Consider the following 13,836-nt stretch of genomic DNA (forward strand, 5'->3'; position numbering starts at 1 on the left):
AGGCGCAACGGCGGCTACTCCGCCGCCCGAAGCATCTCCGGGGCCTGATGCACCACCGGCACCGCCGGCGCGCCCTCCCAGCGGGAATGGGCGGGGATCGTCTCGCCCTTCATCACGATGGTGAGCGGGCGCAACTGCGCGTAGTCGCCGACCTTCGTGTCGTAGAGCACCGTCGCGAACGCGCCGACGCTGACGCCGCGGCCGACCTCGACCCGGCCGACCTTCATCACACGGTCCTCGTAGAGGTGGGTCTGGAGCGCCGACATCCGGTTGATCGACGCGAAGTCGCCGATGGTGACGCAGTCGAATTCGGTGATGTCGGTGGCGAGCATGCACGTGCCCTCGCCGGTGCGGGTGCCGAAGAGGCGCAGCACCCAGGGCAGGAACGGCGTGCCCATCAGGTGCTCCAGCAGCACCTTGCCGGCCAGCCCCCAGTACATCACCGCCACGGCCTCGGTGCGCATCGCCCACCACGACCACATCGGGTGCATGCCGGGCTCGTAGCGTCCCATCAGCAGCCACTTCACGGCGATGACCACCAGGGTCTGCAGCACCGCGATCACCACGCTGGTGGCGACGAAGCTGACGGCGAGGCCGCCCCAATCGCCGGCCAGGATCGCCGGGTAGAACACGAAGTCGATCGCCAGGATGGCGAAGGTGATGAACAGCATCGGCGAGAACGAGGAGGTGAACGCCTCGAACACGCCGCGGCCCACCCGCGGCCAGATCCCGGGGTCGAAGGTCTTGTTCTGGCCGAGATCGACTTTCTGCCGGACCGGCAGCTTGATCGGCGGCGAGCCGAACCAGGTCTCGCCGGGAGCCATGCGGTCGTTGGCCGGCGGCTTCGACTTGATGCCGATCAGCACGTCGTCCGGGATGAAGGCGCCGGGCGGCACCACCGCGTCGTTGCCGACGAAGACCCGGGCGCCGGTGCGCACCGGGCGCAGCTCCATCACGCCGCGGCGCACCTCCTCCTCTCCGTAGACGACCTCGTCGGCGATGAAGTTGCGCGGGCCGACCTCGGCGAGGTCGTAGCGGCCCGCGAGGTTCGTCGAGATCTCCGCGCCCTGGCCCATGCCGGCGCCCATCAGCCGGTACCAGGCCCGCATGTAGACGGTGGCGAAGAGCGAGGAGAGGGTCTCGAGCGTCACCTCGGCGGCGAGCGCCACCGCCCATTTCCGCAGGTAGGTGCCGCTGTGGATCGAGTAGCTGCCCTCGCGCAGGCGCGGCAGCACCGCCCAGCGGATGCCGGCGATCAGCCCGACCGTGCCGGCGGTCATCAGCATCGCCGTCGGCCAGGTCAGGAGCGGCAGATACCAGTGGTAGTCCACGTCCGTCAGCGTCGCCAGCGAATCGCTGATCTGGTCGAAGATGTAGAAGGCCGGGAAGATCGGCAGCAGGCCCACCGCCGGGATCGCCGCCAGCAGGAGCGCGTAGATCACGAAGAACACGGCCCGGCGCTCGCGCGAGACCGCCGGCTCCGGGTGGATGTCCGAGAGATCGACCATGCCGACCTTGCGGCCGGGCGAGCCGTCCCAGGCCTCGGCGCGGCCGACCACGGTGCCGGAAGGCACGGTGGTTAGGTCGGCCAGTTCCGCGTGGTCCTCGATGCGGGTGTCGTAGCCGACGACGCAGGAGGTTCCGATGGCGACGTCGTCGCCGATCGAGACGCGGCCGATCACCAGCTCGTTGCCGACCACCTCGGCATTGGCGAGCGTCAGACGGCCGCCGAGGGAGGCGCCGCGCCCGATGCTGACGAGGTCCGGCGCGCCGATCTCGATGTCCGAGATGAGGGCGTCCTCGCCGATCTTGGCGCCGAGGAGCCGCAGGTAGATGCGGATCATCGGCGAGCCCTGGAGCCACTTGACGTGGACGAGCGGCGTCAGGCGCTGGGTCAGCCACCAGCGGAAGTAATAGGTGCCCCAGAGCGGGTAGCGCCCGGGCTGGGTGCGCCCCAGCACCAGCCACTTGGCCGCGATGGCGATCAGCGCGGTGGCGGCGTTGAGGCCGATATAGACCAGCAGCAGCACCGCCATCTCGGCGAAGAAGCCGAGATCGCCGCCGGTGATCAGCAGGTAGGTGACGAAGATGCCGAGCCACTGCGCGGTGGCGAGCGCGATGATGAAGGGCAGCACGGCGGCTTGCGCGAGGCCGCACAGGAAGCGGCGTAGCAGCGGCGGCGGGTCGAAGGACAGGTCGTGGGTCGCGGCGGCCGCGCCTGCGCCGCCGGTCCGCTCGATCAGGGTCTCGGACATCGCGCGCAGCGTGCGGCCGTTATAGACGTCCTGGAGGGTGATGGCGGCGAGCGCCGGCACCTCGCGCACCGCCGAGACGAAGCGGGCGGCGAGCAGCGAGTGGCCGCCGAGATCGCCGAAGAAGTCGGCCTCGAACGGGATCGGCTGGTTGCCGAACACCTTCTGGGCGGCCGCGAGCAGGGCGGCCTCGGTCTCGTCGCGCGGCTCCTCCTGCTCGCCGGACGTCTCGACCACGGCGAGCGGCCGGGCGCGCAGGGCCTTGCGGTCGACCTTGCCGGAGGCGGCCAGCACCGGAAGGCTCTCCACCACCTCGAAATGCGCCGGGATCATGTAGGGCGGCATGGTCCCGGCCAGCGCCGAACGCAGGCGCCCGCGGTCGAACTCCGCACCCCGCTCGGGGACCACGAAGGCGACGAGCCGGTCGACCCCGTCATCCTGGCGCAGCACCACCGCGGCCGAGGCGATGCCGGCTTGCGCCCGGATCCGGGCCTCGATCTCGCCGAGCTCGACCCGGAAGCCGCGGACCTTCACCTGGTCGTCGATGCGGCCATGGAAGACGATGCGGCCGGCGTGATCGAGCGAGACGGCGTCGCCGGAGCGGTAGAGCACCGGGTCGGATCCGTCGCCGCCATAGGGGTTGGCGATGAACTTCTCGGCCGTCAGCTCCGGCCGGGCGAGGTAGCCCTTGGCGATGCCGGGACCGCCGATCAGGAGCTCGCCCTGCACGCCCGGCCCGACGAGGTTCAGGGCCTCGTCGGCGATGTAGGCGGTGTAGTTGGCGATCGGCCCGCCGATCGTGACCGGATCGCCCGGCTTCATCTCGGCGGCGGTCGCCACCACGGTCGCCTCGGTCGGCCCGTAGGTGTTGAACAGCTTGCGGGACGGTGTCGCCCAGCGGGCGATGAGCGGCTCAGGGAGAGCCTCGCCGCCGAGCAGGATCAGCCGCAGGCGCGGCACGTCCTGGGTCATCAGCCCGAGCAGGGTCGGCACCGTGTCGAGGACGGTGATGCCGGCCTCGATCAGGATGTCGGGCAGGGCCTCGGCATCGCCCATCTGGGCCGGGCTCGCCACGAACAGGGTCGCGCCGGCGAGGTAGGGAACCCAGATCTCCTCCATCGAGAGATCGAAGGCGACCGAGGCGCCCTGGAACACCACGTCGTCGCCGGTGACGCCGTAGAGGTCGTTGGCCGAGCGCAGGAAGTGGCAGATGTTGCGGTGGCTGATGACGATGCCCTTCGGCACGCCGGTCGAGCCCGAGGTGTAGATCAGGTAGGCCGGGTGCTCGGGCGTGAGCCCGGCGGCGCGCAGGTCCGGCGCCGGGCCGTTCGCGGCGCCCGCGACCTCGTCGGGGGTGAGGGCCGGGCAGGTCTCGGGCGGCGCCTTCTCCTGGAGGGCGCGCGACACGACCAGCGCCTTGGCGTCGGCGTCCTGGAGGCAGACCGCGACGCGGTCGGAGGGTGCCTCGGCGTCGAAGGGCAGCCAGGCCGCCCCGGCCTTGGTGATGCCGATCTGCGCCACCAGCAGGTCGGGCGAGCGGGCCATCCACAGGCCCACCACGTCGCCGGGCCCGATGCCCCGCGCCGCGAGGCCGGAGGCGATCGCGTCGGACAGACGGTCGACCTCGGCGTAGGACAGGCGGGTGCGGGAGGCCGGGTCGCCGCCGCTCGCCGCGTCGATGAGCGCCGGGTGGTCGGGCCGGTTCCGCGCCGTGTCGCGAAAGATCTCGGCCAGCACCTCGTCGCGCAGGAGGTCCGGCCGGGCAGGGCCGCGCAAGACCGCCGCGCCGGATGACGGGACGCTCATCCCGGGGCTGGGCGTGCGGGCGGTCCCGGCGGTGTGGTTCATCAAGCGACTCCGCTGGCCCGGGCGGGCCGTTGACCTACGGGAGCCGGGCCTTTCCCGGCCTCCGGCGCAATCCCGGCCCGATCCCGGGCAGGCGGGAGGTGAACGAGAACCGGGGCCGGTTCAAGGCACGCTCGGGCACAAAACGCGATGCCCTTTCAACGGGCCGGGCTGCCGGCGCGTCCGGCCGCCGGCGCATCTCGGGTTTTCGACGTCGGTCCAGGGGCTTGCGGAGCGTCCGAGAGCGTCGCCGAAGGCAGTTTCCGGGGGATGCCGGTCTCAGGCCCAGCGCCGCCCGCCGGCCTCGAAGACCAGGATCCGGCCCTGCAGGATTTCCAGGTGCGGCGCCTCCTCCCGGCTCGCCGCGCCCAGCGTCACCATGACGGCGCGGGCGACGCCGCCATGCGCCACGATGATTGTGGGGCGATCGAGGGATTCGAGGAGCGGGCGCACCCGCTCGGCCACCATGGCGTAGCTCTCCGCCCCCTCGCCCGGAGGGCAGTAGCCCCAGCGGTCGCGGTCGCGGGCCTGCGCCCGGGCCGGGTCGCTGCGCCGGACGTCCTTCCAGGTCAGGCCCTCCCAGGCGCCGAAGCCGATCTCGCGCAGGCGCGGATCGGTGACGTAGCCGGCGGGATCGAGGCCGAGCGCCGTGCGCAGGCCCTCCATCGTGTGCCGGGTGCGCTCCATCGGGCTCGCCAGATAGGGCAGGTCGGCGAGGCCGTCACCGAGCAGGCCGCGCAGGCGCTCGCCGGCCTCGGCCGCCTGGGCGAGGCCCTTGCGGTTGAGCGGCGTATCGCGCTGGCCCTGCAGCCGCCCTTCCGCGTTCCAGTCGGTCTCGCCGTGGCGCACGAAGTAGATCGGCGCCCGGTTCACCGGCCATCCCTCTCGGAACGGCCCCGCTTCGCTGTCGTTGATGCTGACACGCCTCGTCCCCACCGGAGCCCCTCCCTTCCGATGTCGAAGAAGCACTCGAAAGACAAGCCGGTTTCGCTTCCGGGCCATCCGCGCCCCTCCTCCGCCGCCTGGGCGAGCGAGGCCGGATCGCTGGCGGAGGCGAGCCCGGGCTTCCTCGCCGAGCACGGCGCGACGATCCCGGTGCCGCCGCCGGGCGTGGTCCAGTGCCGGCCCGAGGCGCCGTGCCGGCTCGCCGAGATCGACCCCGACGCGCCGGGCTCCTCCGACGGCAAGGCCCAGGCCGAGGCCGAGCTGGTGGAGGTGCGCGCCCGCATCCAGGCCCTGCAGGAACGGCTCTACGCCGAGCGCAAGCGCAGCCTGCTGGTGGTGCTCCAGGCCATCGATACCGGCGGCAAGGACGGGACGATCCGCCACGTCTTCGAGGGCGTGAACCCGCAGGGTTGCCAGGTCTCGTCGTTCAAGACGCCGAGCGCCGAGGAGCTCGACCACGATTTCCTGTGGCGCTACCACCGGGCGGTGCCGGGCCGCGGCATGATCGGGGTGTTCAACCGCAGCCACTACGAGGACGTGCTCATCGTCCGGGTGAAGCAGCTGGTGCCCGAGACCCTGTGGCGGCCGCGCTACGACCTCATCAACGATTTCGAGCGCCTGCTCACCCTCTCGGGCACCACCGTGCTCAAGATCTTCCTGCACATCTCGAAGGCGGAGCAGAAGAAGCGCCTGGAAAGCCGGCTCGCCGACCCGACCAAGAACTGGAAGTTCGATCCCGCCGACCTCGTCGAGCGACAGGCCTGGGACTCCTACCAGGCGGCGTTCCAGGACGCCCTGACGCTCTGCGGCACCCGGCTGGCGCCCTGGCACGTGGTGCCGGCCAACCGCAAGTGGTTCCGCAACCTCGCGGTCGCCCGGCTGATCGCCGACACGCTGGAGGCGATGGACCCGCGCTTCCCCGAGCCGAAGGCGGATCTGACGGGGATCACGGTGCCGGATTGACGCGCATCGCCGGCCGTCGCTCACGTCCAATAGAGCACCCGCGCCGCCGGCAGCCGCTCCGCCAGGGCCTGCGTGAGGCAGGCCCGCATCTCCCGCATCAGCTCGGCCGGAAACACGTACTTCACCGAGCCGAACTTGGTGAGCTTGCGGCTGCGCTCGTCCTCCCGCATCGGCAGGTCGGAGCCCGGATACCAGCCCTCCAGCACCTCTTTCGAACCGGGGGTGAAGCGATGGGTGATGAGTTCCGCGGTGAGGTCGAGATCCTCGACGCCGTCGAGGGCCGCGGCGGCTCGCGTGAACAGGTCGGCATAGGCCTCGCGCCAGTCCGGCACGGGGAGGATCGGCGCGACCGTGAGACCGACCGGATAGCCCGCCCGGGCCAGCGCCCCCATCGCGGCGAGGCGGTCGCGCAACGGCGCGGTGCCGCCCTCGTAGCGGGCGGCCGCCGCCGCATTGACCGAGAAGCGCAGCCGCGTGCGGCGCCGGTGCCCCAGGCCGAGCAGGGTCTCGACCGCGGCGAACTTGGTGGTGGCGCGTAAGGCGACCGGAGCGTCCCAGGCGCCGAAATGCCGGATCGCCGCCGAGAGGGAGCCGGTCAGGTGCTCGATGCCGAGGGGATCGGTGTAGCACGAGGCCTCGAAGGTGGTGCCCTCCTGCGCGCGCTCCGCGCTCGCCGAGGTGACGCCGCCCCGGCCGACGTAAGCGGCGAGGTTCTCGAGGATCTCCGGCAGGTTGGCATAGACCCGCGTCACCGGCGGGCCCGAGAGCGAGCCGGCGAGGTAGCAGTACTGGCAATGGGCCGGGCAGCCTTCGGCGAGGTCGACGCGCCAGTCGGCGCTCGGCGGAATCGGCTGCAGCTTCAGCTTGGTGGGTGGAGCCACCACCACCGCGAGGGTGTTCTTCGCCTCGCTATAGGCCCGGCGCGGATCGGGATGGCGCAGGCCGGTGAGGCGGTTGCCGGGCAGCGCCTCGACGGGCAGCCCGAGCGCTTCGGCGCGGGCCGCGATCGCCCGCCCGTGGGCGTGCTCCCGCGCCGCCGCGGTGATGACGACCCGGCGCGGGCGCCAGAGTCGGGCCGTGCGGGCGGGGGCGGGATCGTGGAAGGTCATGCCCGGCGAACGCGCGGGGCCGTCCTCCGGGTCCCGACCCTCGATGTCCCGACCGTCGACGATCGGGACGGGGAGCGTTAACGCCGAACGTTAATGCCGGACGTCAATGCCGGGCTTGGGGCCGTACCGTGTAGGTGCCGCCGCGGATGCGCTCGGGAAAGCCTTCCGCGTAGCGGGCAGTGGCCTCCTCGCCGTAGGTATGGACCAGCTCCTGGAAGGCCGCGAACAGGGCGGCCTGGGCCATGCAGTCGCCGTCGAGCCCGTCCAGGCAACCTTCCGCGAAGGCCTCCGAGACGTAGCTCAGGGCGGCGCGCTTCGCCTCCTGGTCGGAATCGAGCGTGGGGTGGTGGGTTTCGAATTCGGTCATCGACAGCCTTGAGATCGGGTCTCTGGTGAGAACGGCGGTCTCGAATCCGCAGCGGCCTCGTGTGATGACCGGATTCATAGGCTGTCGGCCGGTTCCGGGCCAGCAAGGAATTGCGAAGAGGTTAACGGCGCCACGAGAATGCCTCCCTCTTCGACACAGGTGCCACAGCGTGGCGCAGGTGCAACAGAGAGGCGGTCAGCCCCCGAAACGGCCGGCCAGGGCGACCGAGAGGCGCTCTCCTTCCGCGATGTAGCGGGTCGCGGCCTCGACCGCCGAGGGCGTGCAGACCCGGTAGGTCACGGCGTAGCCGCCATAGCCACGGTTATAGGCCCCGGCGAGGCGGTCGCGCCGGCCCGGGCTGGTGCCCTCGGCATCGAGCAGGGCCTTCATCCGGGCCGGCCATTCCGGCGCGTCGGGATTGCCGCACAATTCGCGCAGGAAGCTCAGCGCGCCGATGATCTCGGACAGGCGCAGCAGGTCGCGGTCGTAGGGGGCCGGCGTGTCGGCCGGCGGAGGCGGGGCGGGAGCCTCCTTCTCGGGCGGCTTCGCGGCCGGCTTCGGCCGGTTCTGGGCCAGGGCGGGGAGAGCCGCGACGAGACAGGCGGCCAGGATCACGGCGCGTCTCATGCGTCGTCCCCCACGGCCGCGAGGGCCTGCGCGATCACCCCGTGCAGCCCCCTGGTGGTCGGGAGCTCGTGCGCCTCCGCCGGGGTCACCCAGCGCAGGTCGAGGGCTTCCGGCCCGGTCGTCGGCTCGCCGGAGCGCCAGCGGGCGGCATGGGGATGGATCACGAAATGGTGCAGCACCGCGCCCTCGGCATCGCGCTCGATCACCTCGAGGGGAGCCAGTCCCGCGACCACCTCGGCCACGACCCCGACCTCCTCGTGCAGCTCCCGCAAGGCGGCCTCGGCCAGGGTCTCGCCCACCTCGACCTGGCCGCCCGGCAGGGTGTAGATCCCGCGCATCGGCGCCTGGCCACGCGCGGCGAGCAGCACCCGGCCCCCGCGCACGACGGCTGCCGAGGCGGCGATGAACGGGCGAACGGGATAGCGGCGGCGCCAGGCCGGGTCCTCGGCATCCGCGCTCAAGGCCGGGCATTCCCGTCCCGCACCGAGGCGAGCCGCCCGTCGGCCAGCGCCACCACGACCTGGTTGCCCAGGACCGCGAGGCCCGCCCCGACCGGTGCCGGCAGGGTCGCGCGGGCGCGCTCGGTCAGGTCCTTCAGCGAGAGGTAGGCGAGGGCGGTGCGGTCGCGGGAGGCCACGACCAGCGCGTCCCCGAGGGCGGCGCCGGGGGCGGAGAACCCCTTGCCGTCCGCACTCCCGGTGCTCCGCATCTGCCGGACGGGCGCCTCGCCGGACAGGCTCCATTGCTCGAGCCGGCCCTCCTCGCCGCGCACCAGGACGGCGCCGGGGCGCGGGCCCGGGAGGTCGGTCGCGAGGGCGAGGGGACCGGGCTCGGGCGGGGTCTCGGCCCGCACCCGCCAGGTGCCGTCCCGGCGCCCGATCACCGCGAGTCCCGCGCCCTCCGGGTGCTCGCTGAGCGCGAGAAGGTTGAGCGATCCACCGATCTCGACCGGTCGCAGGGTCTCGGCGGAGAAGACCGCGCCGGCCCCCGGCGGTACCGTCGCGGTCTCGACCGGCACGGGCTTCGGGTCGGCGCTCATCGTCACCTTCTGGCGCTCGCGCACGGTGACGCCGGCGGCGCCCGGGCGCCCGTCCGGCCCCCGGCTCGGCCCCGACAGGTAGGCGCTGATCGGCCCCGACAGCACCCGGCGCGAGCCCGGCAGCGCCCCCTTCGGCGTCTCGCCGGCGGTCAGGCCCTCGATCGCGTCGAGGGGGAGGGGGACGACCGCGATCGTGTCGCCCGACAGCGTCAGGACGGCCGCGCCCCCCTCGCCCCACACCACCGCGACCGGGCCCGCCTTGCGCGGCAGCTGCGGCAGGCCGGCGGTGGTGACCGACAGGGCCGCCTCGCTGCCCGCGTCGCGCAGCTGCGTCACCCGGAACGGCAGGTCGAGGAGCGTGACCCGCGGCTCGGCGGCGGCGGGGGCCGCCGCGAGCAGAAAGGCGACCGCGACGGCGAGCGCCCGCCGCTCAGACATGCTGGCCGCCGTTGATGTGCAGCTCGGCGCCGTTCACGTAGGACGAGGCCTCGGTGCACAGGAAGTAGATCGCCTTGGCGACCTCGTCCGGCGTGCCGAGGCGGCGCTGCGGGATCTGCGCCACCAGCTTGTCGGTGCCCGGGGACAGGATCGAGGTGTCGATCTCGCCGGGCGAGATCGCGTTCACCCGGACGCCGAGCGGCCCGAAATCGGACGCCATCTCGCGGGTCAGGCCGGCCAGCGCCGCCTTGGAGGTGCCGTAGGCCGCCCCCGCGAAGGGATGGACGCGCGATCCCGCGATCGACGTCACGTTGACGATCGAGCCGCGCGCCCGGGTCAGCTCCTCGCACAGGCCGCGGGCGAGCAGGATGGGCGCGAAGAAATTGACCTGGAACACCCGCTGCCAGTCGGAGAACGGGGTGGCGATGGCGCCCAGCCGCTCGCCGCCCGGCCCCTTGGGCGAGATGCCGGCATTGTTGACGAGGGCGTGCAGCAGGCCGCCCTCGGCCTCGAGCCGTCCGGCCACCTCCTTGACGGCGCGGACCGTGTCCTCCGGATCGGCCAGGTCGACCTGCAGGTGGTCCTCCGGCCCCATCTCCCACGGGCAGTTCTCCGGGAAGGCGTGGCGCGAGCAGGTGATGACGCGCCAGCCCGCCGCCGAGAAGCGCTTGACGGTGGCATGGCCGATGCCCCGGCTCGCGCCGGTGAGCAGCATCACGCGGCGGCGTTCGTTCGACGGTTGGGCCACGGCCGTTCCTCGGGATGTCCGGTGCTGAGCGCCGCCGGCTGTGCGGGGGCGCGAAGAGCCTCAGGGTAGGGCCCGGCGCCCCGGAAATCCAGGGCTTGCCGCGCCGCAGCAAAGCTTGCGCGGCTCACGGGTAGAGGCGGTTCCCCTCCCAGCCGTCGCCCCGGCGGGTGAAGCGCACCCGGTCGTGCAGGCGGTAGGCGCCGTCCTGCCAGAACTCCATCGTCACCGGGGCGATGCGGTAGCCGGTCCAGTGCGGCGGACGCGGCACGCTCTCGCCGGGAAAGCGCGCGCCCACCTCGTCCACCGCCCGGATCAGCGTCTCGCGGCTGTCGAGGGGTTGCGACTGACGGCTCGCCCAGGCGCCGAGGCGGCTGTCTCGGGCCCGGGAGGCGAAGTAGGCGTCGGCTTCCGCATCCTCGACCTTCGTCACGGTGCCGCGGGCCCGCACCTGGCGGCGCAGGCTCTTCCAGTGCAGCACGAGGGCGGCGCGGGGATTGTCCGCGAGCTCCAGCCCCTTCACCGACAGGGTGTTGGTGTAGAACACGAACCCGCGCTCGTCGGCACCTTTCAGGAGCACGATCCGCACGTCCGGCAGCCCGTCGGCGTCGCAGGTGGCGAGGGCCATGGCGTTCGGATCCTCGGGCTCGGCGGCCTCGGCCTCGGCAAACCATTGCCGGAACAGTCCCCAGGGATCCGGGTTCTTCGTGAAATCATCTTTCGTTAACCCGTCCACGGCATCGTCCTTACCCAAGTGGCTCGAGTGCCTGGATGGCCTGAGCCCGTGTGACAACCGGAACCGGGGGCGGGCCGGCGTCGCATCCTCATGCGTCGCGGCGGGCCGTCCGGTCGTGAGAACAGGTGTAATGCGTCGGCGTGCGTGTAAAGTCGGTTCGGTGACGCTCGGCCTCGCGCTCACGCTGGGCGCCCTCGGGGGCATCCTGGCGATCGGCGGCTGCAGCCAGCCGCTCATCATGTTCGCGCCTCAGGTCGATGCCGCGCCGCCGGAGCCGGAGAGCACCGGCAGCATCGAGCCCGCGGCACCGAGGAGCTTCGGCCCCGACCTCTCCGGCGAAGATTGGCGCCGGGCCAAGGCGGCGCTCTCCGTCGCCCTGGACCCCCAGGGCAACGGCCAGCCGGTGAAGTGGGACAACCCGGATTCGGGCATGCGCGGCATGGTCAACCCGACCGGTCTGCCCTTCGTGAAGAACGACGAGATCTGCCGCGGCTTCCTGGCCTCGGTGATCGGCCCCGGCGGCAACCGCTTCGTGCGCGGCACCGGCTGCCGGCCCTCCGGCGGCGCCTGGGAGCTGAAGAGCCTGAAGATGACGACGAAACCCGGGTGAGGCGAGCGCCAGGGGGCGGGGCGCCCGTCGCGCCCTTCGCCTCGCGCAGCGTGGCGCCGCCCGATGAAGTGACGTACCCTGGGCGCTTGCCGCCTCCGCCTGCGTTGCAATCCGGCAACACGGTCGCCAGATAGGGCTCAACCCATTCACGCAGGCGGATCCGCGCCCGGATGCATCGCGCCGGGACCGGGCCGCCCGAATCGCCATCGGATCGCCATGCGCAACCCATACGACGTACTCGGCGTGAGCCGTTCGGCCGACGAGGCGGAGATCAAGAAGGCTTTCCGCAAGCTCGCCAAGGCCTACCACCCCGACCGCAACAAGAACGACGCCAAGGCGCAGGATCGCTTCGCCGAGGTCAACCAGGCCTACGAGATCCTGGGCGACGCCAAGAAGCGCGAGCAGTTCGACCGTGGCGCCATCGATGCCGAGGGCAAGCCGCGCTATGCCGGCTTCGAGGGCTTCGGCGGCGGTGCCGGCCGTGGCGGCGGCTTCGACTTCGAGTCGATGGCCCGCGGCCGCGGCGGTGCCGGCGGCGCGGGCGCCGGCGGCTTCGGCGAGGACATCTTCTCGCACCTGTTCGGCGAGGCCTTCCGCTCCGCCGGCGGGCCCGGGCGCGCCGCCCCGCAGAAGGGCGAGGACGTCGCCGCCGAGCTGACCGTCACCCTCGATCAGGTCGCCAACGAGGCGAAGCTGCGCCTCAACCTGCCGAGCGGCCGCGAGGTCGACGCGGTGGTGCCCAAGGGCGTGGTCGACGGGCAGGTGATTCGCCTGCGCGGCCTCGGCTATCCGGGCGCCCACGGCGCCGAGCCGGGCGACGCCCTCCTGACCGTCCGCTTCGCCGCCGATCCGCGCTTCCAGGTCGAGGGTGCGGATCTGCGCACCACCGCCGAGGTCCCGCTCGAGGACGCGGTGCTGGGCGGGCCGATCCGGATCCAGACCCTCACCGGCGCGGTCGAGATGAAGATCCCCCCGATGACGAGCTCGGGCCGGGTCTTCCGCCTGCGCGGCAAGGGCCTGCCGAAGAAGGACGGCACCCGCGGCGATTTGCTCGCCAGCATCGCCGTGACCCTGCCGGCCGATGCCGACGAGGCCCTGACCGAGTTCGCCCGCAAGCGCCGCGCCGCCGCGACGGCGGGTTGAGCCGGGGTAGGGCCGGGCTTTACCGGAGCCGGCGCACTTCCGTCGCCCGCGGGCGTCGGTTAAGGAAACCGCTGGGGAGCTATGCACGGCCGGGTCCGCCCTGCCGCCTCCGGCTTCCCGTGGCGGCTGTTCTTTGGGTGACTCATGGCTGACTCGAACCGGGCACAGGTACAGGAAGACGGGCAGGCCGCGTCCCCCGGGACCGGGCTTCTCGCCGGCAAGCGCGGCCTCGTGCTCGGCGTCGCCAACAACCGCTCGATCGCCTGGGGCATCGCCCGCAGCGCGCGCCAGCACGGCGCGGAACTGGCCTTCACCTATCAGGGCGAAGCCCTGCGCAAGCGCGTCGAGCCGCTGGCCCGCGAGCTCGACGCCGCCGTCGTCGGCCATTGCGACGTCACCGACCCGGCCTCGATCGACGCGGCCTTCGAGGCCACCGGCCGGCACTTCCCAGACGGGATCGACTTCGTCGTCCACTGCATCGCCTTCTCGGACAAGGACGAGCTGACCGGCCGCTACCTGGACACCAGCGAGGCGAACTTCTCCAAGTCGCTGCTGATCTCCTGCTACTCGTTCACCGCCATCGCCCAGCGCGCCGAGAAGCTGATGCGCAACGGCGGCTCGCTCCTCACGCTGACCTATTACGGCGCCGAGAAGTGGATGCCGCATTACAACGTGATGGGCGTCGCCAAGGCGGCCCTGGAGGCCTCGGTGCGCTACCTCGCCGCCGATCTGGGGCCGCAGAAGATCCGCGTCAACGCGATCTCGGCCGGGCCGATCAAGACGCTTGCCGCCTCGGGCATCGGGGATTTCCGCTACATCCTGAAGTGGAACGAGTACAACGCGCCCCTGCGGCGCACGGTGACCATCGACGAGGTCGGCGAGACCGCCGCCTATCTGGTCTCCGACATGTCCCGCGGCATGACCGGCGAGATCCTGCACGTCGATGCCGGCTACCACGTCGTCGGCATGAAGAACCCCGAGGCGCCGGACCTCAGCCTCGACAAGGAGTGAGGCCGG

The 13,836-nt window shown here is 72.2% G+C and carries 13 protein-coding genes; 4 read left to right on the forward strand and 9 right to left on the reverse strand.

The window, feature by feature from the left end:
• Positions 1-14 precede the first annotated feature (14 nt).
• Both VQ03_RS17150 and VQ03_RS17155 read right to left on the reverse strand, forming a co-directional pair.
• Entirely contained in the window at positions 15-4,100 is a 4,086-nt protein-coding gene (locus tag VQ03_RS17150) for a Pls/PosA family non-ribosomal peptide synthetase (protein WP_048452104.1), read from the reverse strand.
• Between the two features lie 276 nt (positions 4,101-4,376).
• Complete coding sequence (locus VQ03_RS17155) at positions 4,377-4,970, reverse strand: histidine phosphatase family protein (protein ID WP_048452105.1); 594 nt, start codon at positions 4,968-4,970, stop codon at positions 4,377-4,379.
• An 81-nt stretch (positions 4,971-5,051) separates the two neighbouring features.
• Between VQ03_RS17155 and VQ03_RS17160 the strand changes: the two genes are divergently transcribed.
• Complete coding sequence (locus tag VQ03_RS17160; RefSeq protein WP_048452106.1) at positions 5,052-6,005, forward strand: polyphosphate kinase 2 family protein; 954 nt, start codon at positions 5,052-5,054, stop codon at positions 6,003-6,005.
• 20 nt (positions 6,006-6,025) lie between these two features.
• On the opposite strand, the gene VQ03_RS17165 is transcribed toward VQ03_RS17160, so the two are convergent.
• The 7 genes from VQ03_RS17165 to pdxH all read right to left on the reverse strand — a co-directional run bounded on the left by VQ03_RS17165 (position 6,026) and on the right by pdxH (position 11,066).
• On the reverse strand, positions 6,026-7,114 hold the full coding sequence (locus VQ03_RS17165) for an SPL family radical SAM protein (RefSeq protein WP_048452107.1): 1,089 nt from the start codon (positions 7,112-7,114) through the stop codon (positions 6,026-6,028).
• 103 nt (positions 7,115-7,217) lie between these two features.
• Positions 7,218-7,481 carry a hypothetical protein gene (locus tag VQ03_RS17170; RefSeq protein WP_048452108.1) on the reverse strand — a complete coding sequence of 88 codons (264 nt, stop codon included), beginning with the start codon at positions 7,479-7,481 and terminating at the stop codon, positions 7,218-7,220.
• A 195-nt stretch (positions 7,482-7,676) separates the two neighbouring features.
• Positions 7,677-8,108 carry a TIGR02301 family protein gene (locus VQ03_RS17175; protein ID WP_048452109.1) on the reverse strand — a complete coding sequence of 144 codons (432 nt, stop codon included), beginning with the start codon at positions 8,106-8,108 and terminating at the stop codon, positions 7,677-7,679.
• Positions 8,105-8,569, reverse strand: a complete 465-nt coding sequence (locus VQ03_RS17180; RefSeq protein ID WP_048452110.1) for an NUDIX hydrolase — start codon at positions 8,567-8,569, stop codon at positions 8,105-8,107. The genes VQ03_RS17175 and VQ03_RS17180 overlap by 4 nt, the downstream gene beginning before the upstream one ends.
• Positions 8,566-9,585, reverse strand: a complete 1,020-nt coding sequence (locus VQ03_RS17185) for a hypothetical protein (RefSeq protein ID WP_048452111.1) — start codon at positions 9,583-9,585, stop codon at positions 8,566-8,568. Before VQ03_RS17185 ends, VQ03_RS17180 begins: the two co-directional genes overlap by 4 nt.
• Positions 9,578-10,300: an SDR family NAD(P)-dependent oxidoreductase gene (locus tag VQ03_RS17190; RefSeq protein ID WP_048452151.1), complete on the reverse strand. Its 723-nt coding sequence runs from the start codon at positions 10,298-10,300 to the stop codon at positions 9,578-9,580. The genes VQ03_RS17185 and VQ03_RS17190 overlap by 8 nt, the downstream gene beginning before the upstream one ends.
• Before the next feature lie 157 nt (positions 10,301-10,457).
• Positions 10,458-11,066 (reverse strand): pyridoxamine 5'-phosphate oxidase, encoded by a 609-nt coding sequence (gene pdxH / locus VQ03_RS17195; protein ID WP_048452112.1) that lies wholly within the window; start codon positions 11,064-11,066, stop codon positions 10,458-10,460.
• 160 nt (positions 11,067-11,226) lie between these two features.
• Here pdxH and VQ03_RS17200 point away from each other — a divergent pair, with 160 nt between their 5' ends.
• From VQ03_RS17200 to fabI, 3 genes are all read left to right on the forward strand, one after another.
• Positions 11,227-11,676: an RT0821/Lpp0805 family surface protein gene (locus tag VQ03_RS17200; protein WP_425350074.1), complete on the forward strand. Its 450-nt coding sequence runs from the start codon at positions 11,227-11,229 to the stop codon at positions 11,674-11,676.
• Between the two features lie 216 nt (positions 11,677-11,892).
• Positions 11,893-12,819 carry a DnaJ C-terminal domain-containing protein gene (locus VQ03_RS17205; RefSeq protein ID WP_048452114.1) on the forward strand — a complete coding sequence of 309 codons (927 nt, stop codon included), beginning with the start codon at positions 11,893-11,895 and terminating at the stop codon, positions 12,817-12,819.
• Between the two features lie 144 nt (positions 12,820-12,963).
• Entirely contained in the window at positions 12,964-13,830 is an 867-nt protein-coding gene (gene fabI / locus VQ03_RS17210) for an enoyl-ACP reductase FabI (RefSeq protein WP_048452115.1), read from the forward strand.
• The last annotated feature ends 6 nt before the right edge of the window (positions 13,831-13,836 follow it).

The sequence above is a fragment of the Methylobacterium tarhaniae genome (assembly GCF_001043955.1).
In the GTDB taxonomy this organism is placed as follows: Bacteria; Pseudomonadota; Alphaproteobacteria; order Rhizobiales; family Beijerinckiaceae; genus Methylobacterium; species Methylobacterium tarhaniae.